This window comes from Bradyrhizobium genosp. P (assembly GCF_049949265.1).
Taxonomy (GTDB): Bacteria; Pseudomonadota; Alphaproteobacteria; order Rhizobiales; family Xanthobacteraceae; genus Bradyrhizobium.
In genome coordinates this window covers 7,332,204-7,354,070 of record NZ_CP188195.1, presented here as the reverse complement: position 1 = coordinate 7,354,070, position 21,867 = coordinate 7,332,204, and the positions used below count along the sequence as shown (strand labels likewise).

Annotated in this window: 15 protein-coding genes and 1 pseudogene; 6 read left to right on the top strand and 10 right to left on the bottom strand. The window is 63.8% G+C overall.

Going from position 1 to position 21,867, the window contains the following annotated elements; translation table 11 throughout:
- Window positions 1-78: 78 nt before the first annotated feature.
- Window positions 79-1,416 carry a PLP-dependent aminotransferase family protein gene (locus ACP2YO_RS35325; RefSeq protein ID WP_426435711.1) on the bottom strand — a complete coding sequence of 446 codons (1,338 nt, stop codon included), beginning with the start codon at window positions 1,414-1,416 and terminating at the stop codon, window positions 79-81.
- Window positions 1,417-1,536: 120 nt separating this feature from the next.
- Between ACP2YO_RS35325 and ACP2YO_RS35320 the strand changes: the two genes are divergently transcribed.
- Window positions 1,537-1,962, top strand: a complete 426-nt coding sequence (locus ACP2YO_RS35320; RefSeq protein ID WP_426435710.1) for a DUF983 domain-containing protein — start codon at window positions 1,537-1,539, stop codon at window positions 1,960-1,962.
- 185 nt (window positions 1,963-2,147) lie between these two features.
- Window positions 2,148-3,173, top strand: a complete 1,026-nt coding sequence (locus ACP2YO_RS35315) for an AI-2E family transporter (RefSeq protein ID WP_426435709.1) — start codon at window positions 2,148-2,150, stop codon at window positions 3,171-3,173.
- Here ACP2YO_RS35315 and ACP2YO_RS35310 read toward each other — a convergent pair.
- Window positions 3,170-4,843, bottom strand: a complete 1,674-nt coding sequence (locus ACP2YO_RS35310) for a metallophosphoesterase family protein (RefSeq protein WP_426435708.1) — start codon at window positions 4,841-4,843, stop codon at window positions 3,170-3,172. The genes ACP2YO_RS35315 and ACP2YO_RS35310 overlap by 4 nt on opposite strands.
- Window positions 4,844-5,237: 394 nt before the next feature.
- Between ACP2YO_RS35310 and ACP2YO_RS35305 the strand changes: the two genes are divergently transcribed.
- The gene (locus tag ACP2YO_RS35305; RefSeq protein ID WP_426435707.1) at window positions 5,238-6,638 is read left to right on the top strand and encodes a dihydrolipoyl dehydrogenase family protein; all 1,401 of its coding nucleotides are present in this window, start codon (window positions 5,238-5,240) and stop codon (window positions 6,636-6,638) included.
- Window positions 6,639-6,641: 3 nt separating this feature from the next.
- Here ACP2YO_RS35305 and ACP2YO_RS35300 read toward each other — a convergent pair whose 3' ends face one another.
- Window positions 6,642-7,841 (bottom strand): multidrug effflux MFS transporter, encoded by a 1,200-nt coding sequence (locus ACP2YO_RS35300; RefSeq protein WP_426443390.1) that lies wholly within the window; start codon window positions 7,839-7,841, stop codon window positions 6,642-6,644.
- Between the two features lie 251 nt (window positions 7,842-8,092).
- Between ACP2YO_RS35300 and ACP2YO_RS35295 the strand changes: the two are divergent.
- Together ACP2YO_RS35295 and ACP2YO_RS35290 are read left to right on the top strand one after the other, a co-directional pair.
- Window positions 8,093-9,495, top strand: a pseudogene (locus tag ACP2YO_RS35295) (MFS transporter).
- A 407-nt stretch (window positions 9,496-9,902) separates the two neighbouring features.
- Window positions 9,903-13,019 (top strand): AAA family ATPase, encoded by a 3,117-nt coding sequence (locus ACP2YO_RS35290; protein ID WP_426435706.1) that lies wholly within the window; start codon window positions 9,903-9,905, stop codon window positions 13,017-13,019.
- Window positions 13,020-13,092: 73 nt separating this feature from the next.
- On the opposite strand, the gene ACP2YO_RS35285 is transcribed toward ACP2YO_RS35290, so the two are convergent.
- The 7 genes from ACP2YO_RS35285 to ACP2YO_RS35255 form a co-directional block, all read right to left on the bottom strand.
- Window positions 13,093-14,232 carry a Dyp-type peroxidase gene (locus tag ACP2YO_RS35285; protein WP_426435705.1) on the bottom strand — a complete coding sequence of 380 codons (1,140 nt, stop codon included), beginning with the start codon at window positions 14,230-14,232 and terminating at the stop codon, window positions 13,093-13,095.
- 290 nt (window positions 14,233-14,522) lie between these two features.
- Complete coding sequence (locus tag ACP2YO_RS35280) at window positions 14,523-15,239, bottom strand: hypothetical protein (protein WP_426435704.1); 717 nt, start codon at window positions 15,237-15,239, stop codon at window positions 14,523-14,525.
- On the bottom strand, window positions 15,229-16,257 hold the full coding sequence (locus tag ACP2YO_RS35275; protein ID WP_426435703.1) for a catalase: 1,029 nt from the start codon (window positions 16,255-16,257) through the stop codon (window positions 15,229-15,231). Before ACP2YO_RS35275 ends, ACP2YO_RS35280 begins: the two co-directional genes overlap by 11 nt.
- Window positions 16,258-16,427: 170 nt before the next feature.
- Window positions 16,428-17,063, bottom strand: coding sequence for an aspartate/glutamate racemase family protein (locus ACP2YO_RS35270; RefSeq protein WP_426435702.1), 636 nt, complete (start codon window positions 17,061-17,063; stop codon window positions 16,428-16,430).
- Window positions 17,064-17,255: 192 nt separating this feature from the next.
- Complete coding sequence (locus ACP2YO_RS35265; protein ID WP_426435701.1) at window positions 17,256-18,266, bottom strand: amino acid ABC transporter substrate-binding protein; 1,011 nt, start codon at window positions 18,264-18,266, stop codon at window positions 17,256-17,258.
- A gap of 59 nt (window positions 18,267-18,325) precedes the next feature.
- Window positions 18,326-19,681 carry an aspartate aminotransferase family protein gene (locus tag ACP2YO_RS35260; protein WP_426443389.1) on the bottom strand — a complete coding sequence of 452 codons (1,356 nt, stop codon included), beginning with the start codon at window positions 19,679-19,681 and terminating at the stop codon, window positions 18,326-18,328.
- Between the two features lie 29 nt (window positions 19,682-19,710).
- On the bottom strand, window positions 19,711-20,583 hold the full coding sequence (locus ACP2YO_RS35255) for a MurR/RpiR family transcriptional regulator (protein WP_426435700.1): 873 nt from the start codon (window positions 20,581-20,583) through the stop codon (window positions 19,711-19,713).
- A gap of 95 nt (window positions 20,584-20,678) precedes the next feature.
- On the opposite strand from ACP2YO_RS35255, the gene ACP2YO_RS35250 reads away from it, so the two are divergent.
- Window positions 20,679-21,866 (top strand): amino acid ABC transporter permease, encoded by a 1,188-nt coding sequence (locus tag ACP2YO_RS35250; RefSeq protein WP_426435699.1) that lies wholly within the window; start codon window positions 20,679-20,681, stop codon window positions 21,864-21,866.
- Window position 21,867 lies beyond the last annotated feature (1 nt).

Genomic DNA, 21,867 nt, shown 5'->3' with positions numbered 1-21,867 from the left:
ATGCCGCAGTTCTAGCGTGGGCATCACATGTAACATAGTATTTTCCAGCGGTAATATTCCGGCGATGATCGTCGAAATTTACACAATTTGCGTTGCGCCGACCGGCGTGAGGACCGCGCCCGACAACATCTGCAGCGCCTTGCTCAATTCGGCGCGGTTGCGCGCGGCGCCGAGCGAGACGCGCAGGCCGCGCGGCGCGGCGCCTCCCACCGCAAAGGCATCTTCGCCGACGACCGCCAGTCCGTTGCGCATCAGATGCGACAACAGGTCGGTGCCGTCGAAATGTTTTGGCAGCGGCATCCAGAGATGATGGCTGGCCGGCCGTGCCGCATAGGCGACACCTCTGAGGAAACGTGACGCGAGCTGCTGGCGCGCGGCCGCCTCGTTGCGGATGGCACGGATGATCTCGGCGGCAACCCCGGAGCGCAGCCATTGCGTAACCAGCCCGACCATCAGCGACGGCGGCATCTGCATGGTGGCCTGCAACCCGGCGCGCATCCGCTGCTCGGCGGCCTGATCGGGCGCCAATAAATAGGCGACGCGCAGCGCCGGCGCGATGCATTTTGCGATGCTCGCGGCGTAGTAGGTGCGTTCCGGGATCAAGGTCGCGATCGGCGCGACCTGTGGTTCGAGCGGGCCGTAGACGTCGTCCTCAATCAACACGCAGCCGCGTTTGCGGATGATATCGGCGATCGCCTTGCGCCGGCCGGCGCTCATCGTGGCGGTGGTCGGGTTCTGCTGTGTCGGCACCAGATAGACCACCTTCGGCTTGTGCTTGCGGCAGGCCTCGTCAAGTGCATCGGGACTGATACCTTCCGCATCCATCGCGACGCCGACAAGGCGGATGTCGAGTCGCGCCGCCGCGGCCTTCACGCCGGGAAAGGTCAAAGCTTCCGTCAACGCCACATCGCCTGGCGATGTCAGCGCGAGCAGGGCGTTGAAGATGATCGCCTGCGATCCCGGATAGATCACGATGCGGTCGGGCGATGCCTCCGGCACGCGCGGCCGCAGCCAGTTTGCCGCAACTTCGCGTTCGTCCGCGCTGCCGCCGGGACGCGCGTAACCGAGATAGGCGGAAAAGCCGGCGTCGGCACGCAGCGTCGCCAACCCTTGCGCGATGCGCAGATCGAGATTGGCCTCGACCGGCTGCGGCGGCAGGTTCATCGACAGGTCGATGTTAACAGGCGCCGGCAGATCGGATGCGGCGCGCGCGGTGGTCTCGGAGACGAAAGTGCCCTGGCCGACGCGGGCATCCAGCAGCCCGCGGCGCCGTGCCTCGCCATAGGCGCGCGTCACCGTGGTGAGATCGATGTCCAGCGCCGACGCCAGCGCGCGATGGGTCGGCAGCCGCTCGCCGCGCACCAGCCGGCCGCTGGCGATATCGGCCGCGAGTGCGTCGACGATGCGCTGGAACATCGGGCCGTGCCATTCGGAAACTGTAGGGATCCAATCCATGCAATCCGGCGAATTGTCTTTGATTGTAGGTCTCGCAATGCATATTGTATGGAGCATCAGATCAGGTCAAGGACGACGGCCATGACGGAAACGGTCTCACTGCCAAAAGCGATGTTGCGTGGCTTCACGATGAAGTGCCCGAACTGCGGACGCGGCCATTTGTTCGGCCGTTTCCTGAAGGTCGCCGACCATTGCGAAATCTGCGGCGAAGATTTCACCCCGCAGCGCGCCGACGATTTTCCGGCCTATCTCGTCATCGTCGTGGTCGGTCACATCGTGGTGCCGGCGCTGCTCTGGATGGAAATGACCTACGCGCCGCCGGCGTGGCTGCAACTGGCGATCTGGCTGCCCTTCACGCTGTTCAGCGCGCTAGGCTTGCTGCAGCCGACCAAGGGCGCGATCGTCGGCCTGCAATGGCAACTCGGGATGGAGGGATTCGCCACGTCGCGGCGGCGTATGGCTCCGGCGCGAGCACGGAGCAGTGTGGGGCGGACGAAGGAAGCCTGACGCGTCCCAAGAATTGCAGCCTGGATAAGCGATATCGGGGAGCATGCCTGCGGCCCCGGATATCGCTGTGCGATGACGATGAGCCAGAGCAGTCACCTGGCTTGAATTGGCTGGATTGAGTTTGCGTCTCCGGCAGTTGCCGGTATGTTTCTCAAAGCACTTGAGCTTCAAACCATGGTGGGGGCATGAAGACCTCCGTTGGGATCATTGCGGCGGTCCTGCTCGCGGCCGCCGTCGCGCAGGCAAACAAGGTGTTTGCCCCTGTTGCGCTCGCAATCTTCATCATCGCGATCGTGTGGCCGTTGCAGAACCGGCTGCAGGCGCGGATGCCGAAGCTCGTGGCGCTGGCGATCACGATCGTTGTAACGATCACAGTATGCCTCGCTTTCGGCTCGATGGTGGTCTGGGGCTTCGGCCGGGTAGGCCGTTCGCTCATCGCGGATGCGCCACGATACCAAACGCTTTATGTTGACTTGATAACATGGCTCGACGGCCACGGCGTATCGGTCGCCGGTCTGTGGGCCGAGCATTTCAACGTTGCGTGGTTGTTGCGTGCGACACAGCAGGTCGCGGGCCGCGTCAACACCACGCTCAGCTTCTGGTTGATTGCACTGGTCTATGTCATCCTGGGTTTGCTGGAAGTCGACGATATCAGGCGGAAGATCGAAGGACTCGACAACCGCGAGGCAGCGCGCGTGCTTCTCGACGGCAGCGCTGCGACCGCGGAGAAGTTCAGGAAATACCTGCTGGTGCGGACGCAGATGAGCATCATGACCGGCCTGCTCGTCGGGGCGTTCGCCTGGATCATCGGGCTGCCGTTCGCGGTTGAATGGGGGGTGATCGCCTTCGTGCTCAACTATATCCCGTTCATCGGTCCTTTTATTGCTACGCTGTTTCCGACTTTACTGGCGATGACGCGGTTCGACACCTGGCAAGCGGTTCTTGGCGTCTTCGCCTGCCTCAATGTCATCCAGTTCGTCGTCGGCAGCTATATCGAGCCGCGCGTATCAGGCAACGTGCTCTCGATCTCTCCCTTGGTCGTCCTGTTCGCGATCTTCTTCTTTACCTTTCTGTGGGGCTTGTTCGGGACTTTCATCGGCGTGCCGATCGCCCTCGCTATTCTCAGCTTCTGCGGCCAGCATCCGTCGAGCCGGTGGCTCGCCGACCTGCTCGGCGGACCGCTACGGACGAAAATCAACCAGATCAACTAGTCAGCGGATCGAAGCTCGATCCCCGCGATCTCGATGCGCTCGGGCGCAAGTAGATAAAGCGGCCCGTCGGGACCGGCAGCGAGCGTGTGAATGTAGAAATGGGTGGATGCGTCATCTGTCGACTTCATCACCGGCGACGGGGCGGAGACGATCCTTACCGAACCGCAGGTGCCGATCCAGTCGATATGGCGGTGACCGTGCATGACCACGATGCGCGGCCCGAACGGCCGGAGCTTGCGCACAAACCAGCTGCCGTTGACGAGCGCCGTACCGATGCGCTCGGAAAACGCCGTGACCGGCATCGGATATTCGATCAAGTGGTGATGCAAGGCGATCAACCAGCACGCCTTCGGAAACCTGCTGATCGCAGTCGTGAGGCGGCGGGTTTCTTCGGCGGAGACAAATCCGAGTGCGTTGGTGAAGGAGAAATGCGTTTCCGCGTTGGAATTGAGGATAGCGACGCCAAAACCGTCCTCCGTATCGGGCGGCAGGATCATCGGGAACTGATCGTCGAAGACGCGCCCGAGCCCGGCGGCGCGGCGCAGGCCGCCGCTCTCCGCGAAAGCCGCGATGCGCAGGCGATACGGCGCCAGCGCCTCATTGAGCGTCGGCGCAGGTTTGCCGGCGCCGTCTACCCGTGCGCAATCGCCCTGCAACGCAGCCATCGCTGACAGCGTCCGCATCTGCCGCAGCCGTTTGGCCGGGCTAAACGGCAAGTCGAGCCGCGCTGGATTGGCGCGATCGACGATGTTCAGGTCGTGGTTGCCGGGCAACACCATCATGCGTGCGGCGAGAGCGGGATGCCGCGTCACCGCGTCGAAGAACTCCGCCCATTCCGTCGCGCGGCCGGCATCGGTCATGTCGCCGGTGACCAGCACAAGATCGAGCGGCTGCGAGATATGGATGGCCTCGAGGCGAGCCATAACGCGGTCGAGACGTTCGTTGCCGCACGGACCGCCGCGTCCGCTTTCAATGCGAAAACCATATCGCTCACCAACGACATGAAGGTCCGAAAGATGCGCGACGCGCCATGTGCGGCTACCGGCTGGCGCGGTATCGAATGCAGCAAGATCGAACGGCTGGTCCATGCTGGCATCCGCAAAGCCCCAGACCAGCGCCGCGAGCGTGAGATAACACGACACCAGGACGATGGCGTTGCAGAGGGTCGGCACGATCAAGTGATGCGGTACCGTGAGGTCAGACGCGGTGCCGATCCAGCGCGAACCCGGCCAAACAAGAATCGCGATGAACGCTGCGCATCCGCACACGGTGATGCCGGCGACGGCGGAACTCGTCGCGCGCATCCGCGCTCGCCCGGCCGGGGTAAAATGCCGGGCGAACGTCCGCTCCGCCAGATGGCGCAGCGCCTCACGGCAAAATACATAGGCCGGCTGCACGGCCAGCGCGTTGAGCGACCAGAAGTTGGTCTCGGCGACCCGAAACAACGGCCGCCATCCGATCCATCCCAGCACCGCGAGGACGGCCAGTACCAGTGCGGCGCCGACTTCCGTTAGCGCAAGAATATGCCCCGAAACCGTGGCGAGCCATGCGGTTGCCACCAGCGGCGTGAGGCCGAGCAGTACTGCCGGCAACACCAGCGAAACCGTCCAGGCGAACAGCAACTTCGGCAGGCTGATTTCGACCAGCAGACTTCCGGCGATCGCGAGCAACGACCTTTGTCCGGGACTCGCAGCGTCGTCCTCGACATCGCCCTGACGCGGATCGATAAGGAAAAACGCATCGCTTTTTATGTTTGTTGAATCACGACCCGCAACAGACTGCGTCATGAACCCACATTTCTACATTCGTGACGGGGCTGGTTTCTCCCGTGGGACCGACACTATCAGTCTCCAGGCGTAATATCAGCGACAGAGTACTGCGGAAGCGGCAATCCGAGCGGTCGGCACCTCCGGCGGAACGGGCGAAGGCATCGTCCGCTGTCGGGACCGTAGAAAACCTGACGCCGGGCAGCTAACCTTTCGTTCGGACGCGTAAGGGTCACATGACATCCGCTTGGGCGAGGTCCTGAAGCGCGCCGGTTCGCGACAAGCAAGGAATTCAAAAATGGTCAGTGCAGGATCACCGGTCGAAACCTTCGATGCTCTGGTGCTCGGTAGCGGAGAAGCCGGCAAATACCTCTCTTGGTCGCTCGGCGCCGAGGGCAAACGTGTTGCGCTCGTCGAGCGGCGCTACGTCGGCGGGTCGTGTCCCAATATCGCCTGTCTGCCGAGCAAGAACGTGGTGCATTCCGCCAAAGTAGCCTGGTACGCGCGGAGACTGCAGGACTTCGGACTTAACGCCCCGGCACCCGGCATCGACATGACCGTGGTCCGCGACCGCAAACGCGCGATGGTGAATGGCTTGGTTGAGATTCACAATAAGCGCTTCGCTGCCAACCACGTCGAGTTCATCCACGGTCGGGGCGTGTTCACCGGTCCCCGCAACTTATCCGTTGAGCTGGAGCACGGCGGTGCCCGGTCACTGAGCGCCGACACGGTGATCGTGAGTACGGGATCGCGCGCGATCATTCCCGAAATCGCCGGTCTGCGCGAGGCGCAGCCGATGACGCATGTCGAAGAGCTCGAACTCGATACCTTGCCCGGACATCTGCTGATCCTCGGCGGCGGCTATGTCGGGCTGGAATTCGCGCAGGCCATGGCGCGCTTCGGCTCAGCGGTGACGGTGATCGACCGGAGCGGGCGGCTGCTGCCGCGCGAGGATGAAGATGTCGCGGCCGAACTCGGCAGACTGCTTGCCGCGGAGGGCATCCGGTTCCTGCTGGGCGCCACGGTCGAGTCTGTGGAGGGACGCTCCGGAGATGGGGTCGTCGTCAAGATAAGCACCGCGGCCGGCGAGGAGACCATCAGGGCCACCCACATTCTCGCAGCCGTCGGCCGGGCGCCCAACACGGACGGGATCGGACTGGAAAAGGCCGGCATCAAACTCACCGCGACCGGGCATATCGAGGTGAACGAGGTGCTGCGGACGACCGCCGACAACGTCTATGCGGTGGGCGATTGCGCCGGCAGCCCCCACTTCACGCATATCGCTTTCGACGACTACCGTATCGTGCAGCGAACGCTCCGAGGCGAAAGGCGTACGACCATCGGCCGCCAGGTGCCCTACGCGCTGTTCACCGATCCCGAGCTTGCGCACATCGGTCTGCGCGAGACCGATGCCAGGCAGCAGGGCCTCGGCTATCGGTTGGCGAAGCTTCCCACGGCGGCCGTGCTCAGAGCGCAGACGCTCGGTGAGACCCACGGCTTTCTGAAGGCGCTGATCGGCGACGACGATCGAATTCTCGGGTTCACCGCTCTCGGCGTCAACGCCGGCGAACTGCTGGCACCGGTCCAGTTGATGATGAGCGCGGGGCTGCCCTACACGACCCTGCGCGATCTCATCGTCACGCACCCGACCATGACGGAGGGGCTGGTCTATCTGTTTTCGTCGGTGCCCGGAAAGTAGTCATCAAATCGGATGATGGTGCGGTCGGAACATGCGGCCCTTTTCCGTCACCAGCACTACCGCCAGTGCGGCCAGCGTGCAGAGGAAGAAGCCGGTCGCGAACGGTACGAGCGTGCCGTCATAGTTCTGGCCGATGGTGGTGCCGATGCCGATCCCGAGCAGGGTGGTGATGGTGCCGTAGAGCGAGGAGGCGGTGCCGGCGATCTTGCCCTGCGGCTCCATCGCGAGCGCGGTGAAGTTCGCCATCATCAGGCCGAACGCGAACATCATCAGCGCCGCCAGCGCCATGAACAGCGGCAGCGACAGCATATCGGTCTTCACCGCGACGAACAGCACCGCGGCGACGACGGCAAAGCCTGATATCGCGGCGTGCGAGATCACGCGCATGCCGATGCGGCCGACGATGCGGGAGTTGAGGAAGCCGGCGATCGCGACGCCGACCGCACACGCCGCGAAGGCGACCGGAAAGAAATGGCCGAGCTTGAAGATCTCGGTGAAGACCTGCTGCGACGAGAATACGAAGGCAAACAGCGCGCCCTGCACGGCGCCGGCGGCGAGCGCGTAGCCGAGTGTCTGGCGGTTGGTGATGGTCTGGCGGAACGCGGAGAGCACGTCCGGGATCGCCAGCGACTTGCGATTGTCCGGTGCCAGCGTCTCCGGCATGCGCAGCGCGCTCCAGGCCAGCGCAATCACGCCATAGACCATCAGGATGACGAAGATGCCGCGCCAATGCGTCAGCAGCATCACGGCCTGGCCGAATGACGGCGCGATCACGGGGACCGCGATGAACACCATCATCGCCAGCGACATCACGCTCGCCATCCGCCGTCCGGCGTAGCAGTCGCGCACGATCGAGGTCGCGATCACGCGGGTTGCCGCGGTGCCGAGGCCTTGCAGCGCGCGCGCCAGCAGCAGCGTCTCGAGGGAAGGCGCCATGATCGCGAGCAGGCCGGCGATGCAGTAGACCGTCATGCCGCCGAGCAGCACGGGGCGGCGGCCGAACCGGTCCGACAGCGGGCCCATGATGAACTGGCCGACGCCGAAGCCGACCAGGAAGATCGACAGCACCATCTGCGGACGGTTGGCGTCGACGATGCCAAATGCGGAGCGGATGTTGGGCAGCGCCGGCAGCATCATGTCCATCGCCAGCGGGTTCAACGCCATGATGGAAGCGATAACGACAACGAATTCGGGAAAGCCCATCGGGCGGTGGCCTGAGGAGACCCAGGCATCGGCATTGATTTCAGACACTTATCCACCTCTTGGGAACTCCGAACCATAGCCATCTTGCTGCGGTGCACAACGGGCGTTTTGGGATGGGTGCCCGTCAATCGCGGGTGAGGTAGCCCGGTCAGGAGCCGGGCGTCGCCATCCCCATAACCGTTGCGTGTGCAACTATTTCGCTCGTGCCCTGCGCGAAGTTCTGCTATCCCGGCAACAGAAACCATGCGGGCATGGCGCCGCGGCAGATCGAGCGCCCCCGCACGGACAAGAACCAGGTCAGGGGAGGCCACATGTCTATCGAACAGTCGGCGCGCACGCGCGGCGCTGAACTGTCGGATGAGGAACGCAAGGTTCTCACCGCGACGCTCGTCGGCACCACGATCGAATGGTACGACTTCTTCGTCTACGCGCAGGCAGCGGGTCTGGTGTTCGGCGCGCTGTTCTTCGCGCCGATGAACCAGCACAATCCGCTGCTGGCGCAGATCGTGTCGTTTGCGACGCTCGGCCTGTCGTTCCTGTTCCGTCCGCTCGGCGCCATCGTCTGCGGCCACCTCGGCGACCGGTTCGGGCGCAAGAACATGCTCGTCGTCACGCTGCTCCTGATGGGGGCTGCGACCGCGCTGGTCGGCATGCTGCCGACCTACGCGCAGATCGGCGCCTGGGCGCCGGCGCTCCTGATCCTGCTGCGCATCCTGCAGGATTCTCGGCCGGCGGTGAATGGGGCGGGGCTGCGCTGATGTCGGTGGAGTCGGCGCCTCGCGACCGGCGCAGCTTCTTCGGCTCGTTCCCGCAGATCGGCACGCCGCTCGGCATGATTTTGGCGACCGGCGTGCTGTGGGTGCTCACCACGACGCTTGGCAAGCAGGCGATGATCGAATGGGGCTGGCGCATCCCGTTCCTGCTGTCGATCCTCTTGATCGTGGTCGGCATCGTGATCCGCCGTACCGTCGAGGAATCTCCGGTGTTCCAGGCGATGCAGCGACGGCGCAAGGAATCGGCCGCGCCGATCAAGGAGCTGTTCCGCAACCACAGCAAGGAGATCCTGCGCACCGCATTGATCTTCATGGCCAACAACGCGGCCGGCTACATCCTGATCGCCTTCATCATCAGCTACGGCGCCAACACGCTGAAGATGCCGTCGGAGCAGCTCCTGCTCGGCGGAACGCTGGCTGCCGTGAGTTGGTTCATCTTCACGCTGGTGGGCGGCATCCTCGGCGACAAGATCGGGCGCGTCAGGTGCTTCCAGATCGGCTACGGGCTGATGGTGCTGTGGGCGGTGCCGATGTGGTTCCTGATCGACACCAAGAACCTGCTGCTGTTCTTCATCGGCGCGGTCGGCCTCACCGTCGCGCTCGGCCTGTCCTACGGGCCGCAGGCGGCGCTCTACGCCGAGCTGTTCCCGGCCAAGGTGCGTTATTCCGGCGTCTCGATCGGCTACGCGCTCGGCGCCATTCTCGGCGGCGCCTTCGCGCCGATGATCGCGCAATGGATCATCGGGACCTACGGCGAATCCTGGCGTGTCGGCGTCTATATCGCGGTACTGTCGCTGATCTCTCTGGTCACGGTGTCCACAATCAAGGATCCGCAGGGCGTCGATCTGAACGTCCACGATGCGGTTGCCGATGGCGGATAGTGGCCCATAGCTCACCAGCAGTTTACGTCGCGCCTGCGACAGCTTTTTGACTAAAGTCGAAGATCGGCGAGCACAACGTCGTGCGGTGGTGGACCCGCCCTCAAGAGGGAATGGGAAGCATCGCCATTCCAAATCATAGTCCTCCGGCGCAAAATCAGCTATACGGCTGCGAGCCCGTGGTGTTCAATCCTTGGGATTGCTGGCCTCCTGCCTGAGTGCAGGCAGCTTGGCAGCGTCAACCGGAGGCTCGCGGTCTATCTAGCCTCGCGGCAGGTACGGCGGAAACGGAACATGGTGGCGTCATGAGTAGCCTGCCGAGTGCGGATCAGGCGAGCGGACTTCAGTGGACGCGGTCGCCGGCGAACGTCGAGAGCGAGGCTCCGCATGCCGAGCGCCGGCAGCTTACCGTGGCATTTATCGACATCGTCGGCTCGACACCCCTGAGTGAGCGCATCGATCCCGAAGAATTCTTTGCGATTATCAAAACCTACCGCGATATCTGCGACGAGGAGCTTCACCGCTACGGCGGTCACATCGCGAGATTGATCGGCGACGGATTGTTGGCATATTTTGGCGTGCCACAAGCCCATGAAAATGATCCCGAACGCGCGGTGCGCGCTTCGCTCGCGGTCGCCGCGGCGATCAAGGAACATCAGTTTCCGCTGTCGGATGGCAGCTTCGTCCGCCTTGGTGTGCGGATCGGGGTGAACACGGGGGTGGTCGTCGTGGGCAGCGTGCCCGGCGAGCCCCCCGAGCGGCGGGAAGTGTTCGGCAGCTCCGCACATGTTGCTGCCCGCCTGCAGGGCCTCGCTAATGAGAATGGTGTCGTGGTCGGCGCGAGCACTTACGAGCTGACCCGCGGAACGTTCAGCTACGCGCCGCTTGGCAGACGACCGCTCAAGGGCGTGGAGGAGCCGGTCGACGCCTGGAGCGCGGAAGCGCTCGCCTCCAGCGAGAGCAGGTTCGACAGGGCGCAGAGGTTGCCTCTTGCTCCGATGATCAACCGAGCCAGCGAAAGCGCATTGCTTGCCGAGATGTGGCAGCAGACGGTAGCGGGCTCAGGACAGGTCGGCGTCATTTCCGGCGAACCTGGCATCGGCAAGTCACGGCTGATCCGCCAGTTCCGCAGCTCCCTCGATGCCTCTCGGCGGAGCGTTGTGTCGCTGCAATGCTCGCCGTTCCACGTTAACACGCCGCTTGCCCCGGAAATCGAGCGGCTCAGGCGCGTGACCGGCATCCAGCAGGCCGACGATGCGGAACTCGCATTGGCAAAATTGCGCTCGTTTTTGGCAAGAGAAGCCCCCAAAGTCGCAGACGCACTCAGCTACTACGGGGCTGTCCTGTCGATACCCGCCTGCCCGGAATACGAACCCGCGGATCTCGGCTCTCCCTTTGAGCGTGACCGGGCTTTCGAGGTGTTCATCGATGTTCTCATCGCGGCCTCGAGCAAGCGGCCGATCCTGATCGTCGCGGAGGACGTCCAGTGGATCGACCCGACCACCATCGAACTGGTGGAACGCATCGCGGAGCGCTGTTCCGGCGAGCGGGTGATGATCTTGATCACACATCGCGATGACTACAAGGCAGACTGGTTGTCGGATCCGGCAGTTCGACGGATTGCTCTGCAGAAGCTGGCACCGCGCGAATGCGAGCAAATGGTGGCAGCCGTTGCCGGCAGCGATATCGTCCCGCGCCGGATCGCCAGCCAGATCGTTGCGAGAACGGATGGCGTGCCGCTTTTCATCGAGGAGTTTACGCGGGCCGTGATCGATGCCCGCACGGTCGAGTTCGCCGCTGACGGCGTGGCGCTGAGCAAGAAATTGCCCGAACCGCTGGTGCCGTCGAGCATTCAGGACTCGCTGATGGAGCGCCTTGATCGCCTCGGTCCGGCCAAGCGTGTCGCCCAGATCGCCTCCGTCTTCGGCAGGCAATTCGATTATGAAGGTGTCTTCAACGTGCTTCCGGGTAACGACCAAACGCTGAAACACGCGTTGCGGGCACTGGAGAGCGCCGAGATTGTGTATCGCGTTGAGAAATCCAAAGGCACCACCTTCGCGTTCAAGCACGCGATGATCCAGGAAGTCGCCTACTCCTCGCTACTCAAGGAGGAGCGGCGCGAGCTGCATGCGCGTGTTGCATCATCGCTGCTTCAGGAGGCTGCGATCCGGGAGAGCAGTCAGCCCGCCGTGCTCGGGTATCACTATGCGCGCGCCGGCAATATTCCGGAAGCGATCGAGGCCTGGCTTCAGGCGGGCAAATCGGCGCTCAGCCGATCAGCCACCAAGGAGGCCGTGGCCCATCTGCGCGAGGGGCTCTCGCTGATTCCGAAGCTGCCCGCTTCGCAACAGCGCTTCGAGTCCGAAATCGCGCTGCAATCCAGCCTGGCGATGGCCTACACCGCAAACGCAGGGTGGTCCGATCCGCACGTCTATGGATCCTACAGTCGCGCACTCAAGCTTTGTGCGAGCCATGGCACCACTCGCGAGAAGGCGACGGTGCTGTGGGGAAGTACCATAGCGAAGCTCGTCAACTGCGAACTCACCAAGGGCCTCGAGCATGCGCAGGATTTCGTCCGGAGGGCCGAGGAGTGGCGCGACGACGAAGCTGCCCTCATGGCGTACACCGCTGCCCTGATCGCCAATTTCTTTCTCGGTCGTCTGGAGCAGGCGAGCGAACTCGCCGCTCTGATCAGCGCCCGTTACAATCCTCGTGACCACGGCAAGCTGGTCCAGATCTATCAGCATGATCCATTGATCGTGTCGCTGGTCTATTCCGGACACATCGAATGGCTGCTGGGCCGGCCCGGCCGGGCCAGAGAGTGCTGTGAGACGGCGCGGCAGCTCGCGAATGAGATCGGGCATCCTTTCATGCTGGCATTTGCCTCCATTCTTGGCGTGTCCGATCACTGGTATGAAGGCGATCTTGCGGCCAACCTTGACAGCGTCGAACGCGGCCTGAAGGTCGCTGACGAGTATGGCTATCCGATGTACCGGGTCATCGGTCCTTTGTGGGCGACCTCTGCGTTGGCGGCACGAGGTTCCGCGCCGGAGGTGCTCGAACAACTGTGCGGCCTGCTCGAAAAACTACCCGTCGAGGATCGGTGCATTCAGATTCCGCTCTATCGAATTCTGCTCGCCACGGAATTCGGACGGATCGGGCAGATAGAAAGGGCTCGCCGCTTCGCCGCTTCGGCCGAGTCCCTGGTGAAGCAAACCGGCGAGCGCTGGGCTGCTGCCGAGATCTATCGGATCCACGGCACACTGTTGTGTCAGGAACCAATGCGAGACGACCGGGCCGCCATGCGCTTGTTCAAACGCTCGCTTGCCTCTGCCAGGAAGGTCGGGGCAGTCGGTTGGGAATTGCGCACGGCGATCAGCATCGCGCGCCTGGTCAGCGCCGGCGAGAGCGCGTCCAAGCGCGCCGACGCACGAGACCTGCTGATATCGACCCGGGCGAAGTTTGCATCCGCGGAAACTTCCCGCGATCTGCGTGAGGCCGATGATTTGGTGAGAGTGCTGAGCTAGAGCGGGATGGAGTTGGGTTGAATCGGTTTGCGCAGCAAATCGGGTGAGGGGCCGCAGCTCAGGCGCCAACGGCTCACGTCGTCAACGATCCCAGGAAGCGGATCGCCCTGAGGCTCGGCAGGAACGCATAGGCGCCGCCCCGCGTCTGGACAAATCGCGGCAACCCCCGCAGCCGGATCGTGCTACCGGATTTGAGCGGCAGGTCGAACCAGCTGTTGTTGGGATCGTTGGCGCCCGTGATTGCATCGTTGGATCCGGTGAGGCGCGGGTCCTGGAGGCCGAGATTCAGCCAATCGCAGGACATGGCTTCGAACTGGGCGCCAAGGTTCGCCCCGATGAAGTTGCCCAAGAGGCCTCGTTCCGGCTCGGGTCCGTTCGGATTACGGGGCAGCGTCCGGTCATAGGCTGGTCCATAAGGTACGCCTCGCCGGACGAGGCGCCGGCCGTTGTTCGCAATACGTTGCACGATCTGTCCGCCCCGCGGGTTGCTCCGGCGGATATGGGCTCCGTAGGGGCAACCGGACGCGCCGACGTAGTCGAACTTCTTCTTGATCAGGTCGGGATCAGGCAGGTCCGCCGAGAGGGCCAGCGGCGTGCCATCGCGCCATCGGCCGCACAGGTTGGCGGCGACGATCTCGCGCAAGGCACCATGAGGCGTCGGGTCTTTGATCGAGAGGATTTCGCCGATTTTCGCTTCGGCGCCGCGCGGCAGCAATTCCTCGACCTGCTTGTGCTTGAGCAAATCGGAGGCGGCCTGATCGAGATATTCCTCGAAGCCAACCACGTCCTGCTGCAACACGCGAAAGGCGTTGAAGGTGCCGTTGTGTCCCAACTCTTCAGGCTGAGGAACCCGCCACCTCAAACCTTCCAGGTTGGTCCGATGTCCCAGCAACACGGTGCCGAGCGGGGCCTTGGGTTGTCCGTCGTCATAGCGATCCGAGTCATGAATGCCCTCGAACCTTGGTTGCATGATGTTGTCGCGGTAGCCGAAGTGAACGCGGTCCTCGGGAAAGCTGTAGCCCTCGCGGGTACCGACCAGTGTGAGGGCGCTCGTATCGGCGAGGGCGCGGGTCTGGACGTCGTCCAACTGCTCGATCGTCTCGGCGTAGATCGTCGCGATGAGATGGATCCGCCTGGGCTCGTTGAAGGGAGCTGGCCAGTTTTCCGGCGCGCTCGGCCCGACATCCCCGAGCTTCAAGGCGCGGGCGGTCATGCCTTCGATGAACTCGTTCGGGAACATCGCAAGCGAAGCGCTCGGCGTGCCGAGGGCGCCCAATCCCTCATAGGTCAGGCCAATGTTGAAGCAGGTGTTTGGCCTGTTTGTCCCCCAGTCCCCGCGCGTGATCTGCGGAACATCGTCACGGTGGCCGGATACCGAGGCTGTGAGCCAATGCCGGGCTGCGGTGCGATTGGCGACTTCCAGGATGAGGTAGCGCACGTACGGCTTCCTGGTATAGCCGCGCAAGATATTGCCCTGCAGATCAGCGAGGTCGACCATGGCGCTCACCAGCCTAACCCGAGTTGTTTGCGGACCTGAGCCACCGAAAATCCGGGATAAGCCCGGTAGCCGTTGCCGAGCGAGACGTTCGGATTGGCGCGCAGCTGCAGGACTAATTTGCGCGGAAGCAGGGTCAGATCGTCATTGCCGGACACGGCCGTGTCTCCATTCAAGGCTTCCTGGTCTCTCAGAAAATCGGTGGCGGTGTCCGGCACCTGGTACAGGTCGCGCTCGTGCACCCACTGGATGAACGCATCGACATGCTCCTCGCAAGGGATCACGTCATCTCCGCCTTCGACGAGTTCGACCACAGCATTGAACACCTGGCCGATCGTGGCGATGAAATCTCGAATGTAATTGGTGAAATCCCCGTCATAGACGGAGAGCATGCAAATGTTGTCGCCGACGATGACGAAGCGCGCGAAATGCACCGTGCCGACGTTGTTCAATCCGGCATAGATCGCATCCTTGTTTTGCGCGATCGCCAGCGCGGCTTCCGCTCGTCCGATCGGCGACTTGACCTTGAGCGGCATGATCAGATTCATCATGCACTGGACATTGTCACCATACTGGAACGACGGATGGGGACCGCCGGGGAGAGGTTTCACCGGCGTTTTTCGCGCCCATATCGGCACCAGGATCCATGACGCCGCGCGCTTGAAGAAGAGGGTGGTGGGCAGCCAGTCCACAAAGCGATCGAGCAAGCCTCCGTCACTTGGCATGGTCCGGCCTCCACTTGAAGGGACACCCGCCGCGCATTTCACGCGAGGCTTCGTAGGCGCCCAGGCGGGCCTCGAGGATCGGATCCATGGAGACGTCGATGCCTGGTGCGAGACGGTTCGGATTGAAACTGATGCGTTCGCCAGCCTTTTCCTGATCTTCGGCTACCTTGTTCAGCGTAAGGGTCCCCATCGCGATCCGGATTCGTGTCCCCGGCCAAGGCTTGGTGGGATCGTCGAGCGCATCGCCCGCCTCGCCGATCGTCATCATCAGCATGAACCGGGCCGGCCACCGTCGCAGGCGGTCTCGCAGCTCCGCGCGCAGATAGTCATCGCGCGGCACGGCCTCCGGATCGGTGTTGCAAACGCCTGCGACCGGCTGCCAGGAAAAGCGAACGGGGCGGCGAACGCCATCGGGAGCTGTTACCCAGAAGGTGTGGACCGCGAAATAGGCCGCGCGGGCATAGCTCACCGGTGCGCCGATCGCAGCCACCTGAAATACGCCCAGCTGGGCAAAGCGATGCAGGTCGGCATAATGGAGCGCTCCAGCATCGACGTTCTCGGTTTCGCCCGGGTACGGGTTGCGCGGCGGCACCTTGAGCTTCAAGAGGTCGCAAAACTTCCGCCACCAGTGTTCTCTTCGATACGGCGCAAGCGTCGCGATCTTCGAGAATTCGAAGAAGTCATCGACGTTGCGGACGAAGAACTCGCCGAGCGTCGTGGCGATCAGGTCGCTTCCCAGCCCCTCCGACAGGTGAAAACGCACCGCCATTCCCCGGACGTCGGACCATCCATCATGCCGGTCCGGCCCCCCCAATCCGTTGGAGAATCTCACCGACACGTCGACGGGCTGTCCCTGGAAGTGCTCTGCGATGCAATAGGTGCGCGCCACATCCGACGCCACGAATTTGGCCTCCACGCCGATGCCGAGCGTGTGAACCGGCCGCTGCCCGGGGACAGGTTTCGGCAAATTGTCAATGATGGCCTGGACAAGCTGCTTTGCCACTGATGGATCGACCATGCCCCGCTCCGTTGGACGGACCCCTGAGGGTGTGCCGTTGGTGCGCTCGGTGCTTTAGCGTCTTCCATCGAATTCAGCCTGCGCCCCTCGGCGGGATGTTACCTTCAATTGCCGGTCGGATATGTGATGTGGTTCACATAATTTGCCGGACGGAACGATTTTAGGACTCCTTAACCGACCCCGAGCATCGTCCTCAGTTTCGTCACCGCGCTGTCGGGCGTCGTCAGCACCGGCTTGCCGGTCGCCTCGGCGACGCGCTCGGCCGCCGGCGCCATGCTGTACTGGGCGAGCGCGATCATGTCGCAGTCGCGCAGGTCTCTCGACGCTTCAACCACGAGCCGATCGTGCTCGGCGCGGTCGCCACGGTCGAGCGCGGCCAATGCGCCCTCGGCAAGCTTTGGCACGAGCTGGACCGAGGAGGGAAACTCCGGCGGCATCGAGACCAGCGTTGGCGGGAAGGTCGAGAGCAGGCCGATCTTTTTTCCTTTCGCGACGGCTTGTTCAATCATCGCCTCGTTCGGCTTCAGCACCGGCATCGGCGCGTGTTCGCGGGCGACCGCCTCGATGCAGAGCCCGAACGCGGAGCAGGTGAAGAGAATGCCGTCGGCGCCGGTAGAGGCCGCATAGCGGCCCATGGTCAGGAAGCGCTCGGTCATGCGTTCGGTGAGCTTGCCGTCCTGCGCGAGATCGGCCGACAGGCTGTCGTCGAGCAGATTCATCAGCCGCGCCTGCGGCCACAATCGTGCGAACGACGTTTCGATCGGCACGATCGAGTGCTTCAGGGCGTGAATGAGCGTGATGCGCATGGTCGCTGCTTCTTCTCCCTCTCCCCGTTCTTCACGGGGTCGAGACGAGCGAAGCTCGCTCTTAGAGGGTTGGGGTGAGGGGCTCTATCGTCATAATAGCTGAGAGGAAGGTACGCGGAGCCTCCCCCTCACCCGGATCGCATCTTCGATGCTATCCGACCTCTCCCCGCAAGCGGGGCGAGGTGAAGACTATTACTTAAACGGAATGGCGTACATCATGCCGCCCTTGGTCCAGCTGGCGTTGAGGCCGCGTTCGAGCTTGAGCGGGCTCGCCTTGCCGACATTGCGCTCAAAAATCTCGCCGTAATTGCCGCCGGCCTTGATCGCCGCGACCAGCCATCTGTTGTCGAGGCCGAGCCGCGAGCCGAGATCGCCTGATGCGCCGACCAGGCGCTGGATCGCAGGCACCTGTGACGTCGTCATTCCGTCGACATTGGCTTGCGTGATGCCGAGCTCTTCAGCCTCGACCAGGCCGTAATGCAGCCAGGTGATGATGTCGCTCCAGACCTCGTCGCCGTTGCGGGTGAACGGGCCGAGCGGCTCCTTGCTGATGGTCTGCGGCAGCACGACATAATCGTCCGCCTTCGGCGCTGCGGTCGCGACCGCGCCGGCGAGCGCAGAGGCATCTTGCGTCATGGCATCGCAACGGCCGCCGAAGAAGGTCTGGTACATGGTGTCGACCCGGTCGAACACCAAAGGCTTCCAGTCGATGCCGTTGGCGCGGCCGTAATCGCCGAGCGTCACCTCATGCGTAGTGCCTTGCGCAACGCAAATGGTGGCGCCGTTCAGACCCTTGAGGTCCTTTACGCCGGTGTCCTTCTTCACCACAAAACCCTGGCCGTCGTAGAAATTGACCGGGCCCTGGCGCAGGCCAAGCGTGGTGCCGCGCAGATAGGTTTGTGTCGAGTTGCGGTAGAGCACGTCGATCTCGCCGGACTGCAGCGCCGTGAAGCGGTTCTGCGCGGTCAGTGCGACATAGCGCACCTTGTTGGGATCGCCGAGCACGCCGGCGGCGAGCGCGCGGCAATAGTCGACGTCGAGGCCCTTGTAATTGCCTTGCGAGTCCGGGGCCGAGAAACCGGCGAAGCCGGCGCTGACGCCGCACACCAGCGTGCCGCGCTGCTTGACGGTGTCGAGTGTCGCTGCCGTTGCGCTTGAAACGCCTGCGACAAGCAATGCTGCAATGGTAATGCCCCTGTACATTTTACTCCCCTCGTGTTTGAGCATGATGCTGTCGGAAAACCGGTACCCACTTTTCCGGATCATGCTCCCTGACCAATATCCTTCAACGCGCTGTCGACCGCAGCGCCTAGCCTTTCGACGATCATGTCGATGTCGCCTGATGTCGCGATGTAGGGCGGGGCGAGCAGCACATGGTCGCCGCTCTGGCCGTCGGCCGTGCCGCCCGAGGGGTAGCAGGCGAGCCCGCCTGCGAAGGCGGCCGACTTGATCCGCGCGTGCAGTTTCAGCTTGGGATCGAACGGCTGGCGCGTAGCTCGATCGGCGACCAGCTCGATTCCCCAGAACAGGCCGCGGCCCCTGATGTCGCCGACGTGGCGGTGATTGCCGAAGCGCTCGGTGAGCCGCTGCTCGAGCTGCTTGCCGCGCTCCTTGACCTGGTCGAGCAGTTTTTCGTCGCTGATGATCTTTTGCACCTCGAGCGCGGCGGCGCAGGCCAGCGGATGCGCCAGATAGGTATGGCCGTGCTGGAACGCGCCGGAGCCGTTGCGCACGGTGTCGACGATGGCGTTGCTGGCGAGCATCGCACCGATCGGCTGATAGCCGCCACCGAGCCCCTTGGCGATCGCCTGGATGTCGGGCGAAATCCCTTCCTGCTCCCAAGCATGCAGCGTGCCGGTGCGGCCCATGCCGCACATGACCTCGTCGAGGATCAGCAGCGCGCCGTGGCGATTGCAGATTTCGCGCACCGCCTTGAAGTATCCCTCCGGCGGCGGCACGCAGCCGGCAGTGGCGCCGCCCACGGGCTCGGCGATGAAGGCCGCAACAGTGTCGGGGCCGAGCCGCTGGAATTCGGCCTCGAGATCGGCCGCGAGGCGGCTGACGAAGTCGCTCTCGGATTCATGGTCGTGCTTCTCGTGATAGGCGAAGGCCGGCGTGACATGGCTGAACGCGGGCGACAGCAGCGGCGCATAGGGCTCGCGGCGCCAGGCGTTGCCGCCGGCCGACAGCGCGCCCAGCGTGTTGCCGTGATAGCTCTGGCGGCGTGCGATGAAGCGTGCGCGCTTCGGTTCGCCACACTCGATGAAATATTGCCGCGCCAGCTTGATCGAGGCCTCGATCGCCTCCGAGCCGCCGCTGACGAAGTAGACGTAGCCCAATCCGCCGGGCTCGTGTCCGACCAACCGCTCGGCGAGTTCTTCGGCGGGCTCGGACGAGAAGAAACCGGTATGGGCATAAGCGAGCGTCGAGGCCTGCTTCGCAATGGCGGCAAGCACGCGCGGATGCTGGTGGCCGAGACAGGAGACCGCGGCACCGCCCGAGGAATCGAGGATGCGGCGGCCATCCTCCGCGATCAGCCAAACGCCGTCGCCGCCGATCGCTTTTGGCGGGGTCTCGCGCAGGCTTCGATGCATCACGCGGCTCTTGGGGGCTGCCAAGGGGGCTGCCAAGGGGACTGCCATGACACTCATCCTTTCTCGACAAAATATTGCGACATCTCGGCCAACCGGCCCTCGGTCTCTTCCAGCTTGCGTTTGGCGCTCGCGCCGCCCAGCGTGAAGGTGACGGCGGCCAGCGACTGCGCGATGGCGATCGCGCCGGTCAGGCTCGGAAAGAAGCCGGGGGAGGTCGCGGCTTCGAACAGCAGCAGGTGGTCGGCGCCCTCGGCCATCGGCGCGCTGATCGTATCGGCGATCGCGATCAGCGTGGCGCGGGCCTCGTGCGCCGCGCGCGCGGTCTCGATGCTGGCGGTCGAGTAGGGCGCAAAGCCGAGCACGACGACGGCGTCACCGGGTCGGAACGCACCGTGGTCGAGGTCGAACGGCCCGGAGCCGCCGACCAGCTGCACCGCGCCGGGACGGAACAGGCGGAGCTGGTAGGTCAGGAGCTCCGCGACGCTGCGGCAGCTGCGAAACCCCGTGATCCAGATTCTATCAGCGCTGTGCAACGCACGGGCAGCGTCCGCGATCGCGCTCGACGAGATGCGCGCAAGGCCTGCGGCTTCGGCCTCCAGTTTCTCGTTGACCAGCGTGACATCGGCATTCGGCCCGGCGCGGCGCTTGGCGCGGCCGGAGAACGGCGACACCTGCGCGGGCCGGCGCGCCTCGGTCAGCGCGGCGCGCAACTCATCCCAGCCGGAATAGCCGAGCGCCTTGGCGAGGCGGGTAAAGGAAGCGGGATCGGCACCGGCGACAGAGGCGAGGTCGCGCATCGAGCGCGTCGTGGCGTCGTAGTCATTAGCCGCGACAAAACGACCAACCTCCTGCAACCGCATCGGCAGCGAGGGCAGCGCGCTGCACAATTCGTTGAGGGGCGATGGTTTCGGCTGAGCCTGGGCCATGAAACATATGTTGCACAGATCACGATTTGGTGCAACATATGAAGTGCGCCCCCGGCGCATGGCAGAAGATCGCTTCTCACGAGGATCCTTGTGCTGTGACGACATCGACGCCGAAACGCCCTCCTGCGCGCCCCTGGCGCCTGTCGCTGAGCGATCCGCGCGTCGCCGGGCTGTTCTGGCAGATCGTGGTGGTCGGCATCGCGATCGCTGTTGTCGCCTGGCTGTGGTCGAACGCCGTCCATAATCTCTCGGCGCGCCGCATCTCGACCGGCTTCGCCTTCCTCGGCCGTGAGGCCGGCATGCCGATCGCCGATAGCTGGATCGACTACAGCCCCAAGAACACCTACCTGCGCGCCTTCCTCGTCGGTATCGTCAATACGCTGCGGGTCGCCGTCATCGGCATCGTGCTGGCGACCATCATCGGCACGCTCATCGGTATCGCGCGGCTGTCGTCGAACTGGCTGCTGTCGCGGCTCGCCGCCGTCTATGTCGAGGTGCTGCGCGACCTGCCGGTCCTGTTGCAGCTGCTGTTCTGGTACGTGCTGATGCAGGGGTTGCCGGCGGCGCGGCAGGCATGGAAGCCGGTCGAGGGCGTATTCCTGTCGAATCGTGGCCTCGTGATCCCATCGGTCCCGCTGCACGAATCCAATTGGTGGACGATCCTCGCGTTGATCGTCGGGCTGATCGTACTGCACCTCGTCAGGCGTCGCCTGATCGCGCAGCAGATGCTGGACGGCAAGAGGCGGCCGGCCTGGTCCTATGCGCTTGGCCTCGTTGTCGTGCTGCCGGTGCTGGTGTCGTATCTCGCGGGTGCGGACTGGGGCATCACGCTGCCTGAGCTGCGCGGCTTCAATTTCGTCGGCGGGGCGACACTGGCGCCGGAATATTTTGCGCTCTTGATCGCGCTCGTCACCTACACCTCCGCCTTCATCGCCGAGATCGTGCGCAGCGGCATTCAGTCCGTGCCGCGCGGGCAATCGGATGCCGCCAAGGCGCTCGGGCTGAAACGCGGTTTCGTCCTGCAGCACATCGTGCTGCCGCAGGCGCTGCGCGTCATCATCCCCCCGATGACGAGCCAGTATTTGAACCTGACCAAGAACTCCTCGCTTGCGGTCGCGGTCGGCTACCAGGACATCGTCTCGATCGCCAACACGACGCTGAACCAGACCGGGCAGGCGATCGAATCGATCGCGCTGATCATGATGGTGTTCCTCACCATCAGCCTCGGCATCAGCTTCTTCATGAACTGGTACAATGCGCGGATCGCGCTGGTGGAGCGCTGAG

Bases quoted from the DNA above. Each gene is read 5' to 3' on its own strand.
- ACP2YO_RS35275 (WP_426435703.1), bottom strand. From the start codon at position 16,257: ATGGTCGATCCATCAGTGGCAAAGCAGCTTGTCCAGGCCATCATTGAC.
- ACP2YO_RS35320 (WP_426435710.1), top strand. From the start codon at position 1,537: ATGACGGAAACGGTCTCACTGCCAAAAGCGATGTTGCGTGGCTTCACG.
- ACP2YO_RS35270 (WP_426435702.1), bottom strand. From the start codon at position 17,063: ATGCGCATCACGCTCATTCACGCCCTGAAGCACTCGATCGTGCCGATC.
- ACP2YO_RS35305 (WP_426435707.1), top strand. From the start codon at position 5,238: ATGGTCAGTGCAGGATCACCGGTCGAAACCTTCGATGCTCTGGTGCTC.
- ACP2YO_RS35285 (WP_426435705.1), bottom strand. From the start codon at position 14,232: ATGACCGCCCGCGCCTTGAAGCTCGGGGATGTCGGGCCGAGCGCGCCG.
- ACP2YO_RS35255 (WP_426435700.1), bottom strand. From the start codon at position 20,583: ATGGCCCAGGCTCAGCCGAAACCATCGCCCCTCAACGAATTGTGCAGC.
- ACP2YO_RS35315 (WP_426435709.1), top strand. From the start codon at position 2,148: ATGAAGACCTCCGTTGGGATCATTGCGGCGGTCCTGCTCGCGGCCGCC.
- ACP2YO_RS35265 (WP_426435701.1), bottom strand. From the start codon at position 18,266: ATGTACAGGGGCATTACCATTGCAGCATTGCTTGTCGCAGGCGTTTCA.
- ACP2YO_RS35280 (WP_426435704.1), bottom strand. From the start codon at position 15,239: ATGCCAAGTGACGGAGGCTTGCTCGATCGCTTTGTGGACTGGCTGCCC.
- ACP2YO_RS35325 (WP_426435711.1), bottom strand. From the start codon at position 1,416: ATGTTCCAGCGCATCGTCGACGCACTCGCGGCCGATATCGCCAGCGGC.
- ACP2YO_RS35300 (WP_426443390.1), bottom strand. From the start codon at position 7,841: ATGGGCTTTCCCGAATTCGTTGTCGTTATCGCTTCCATCATGGCGTTG.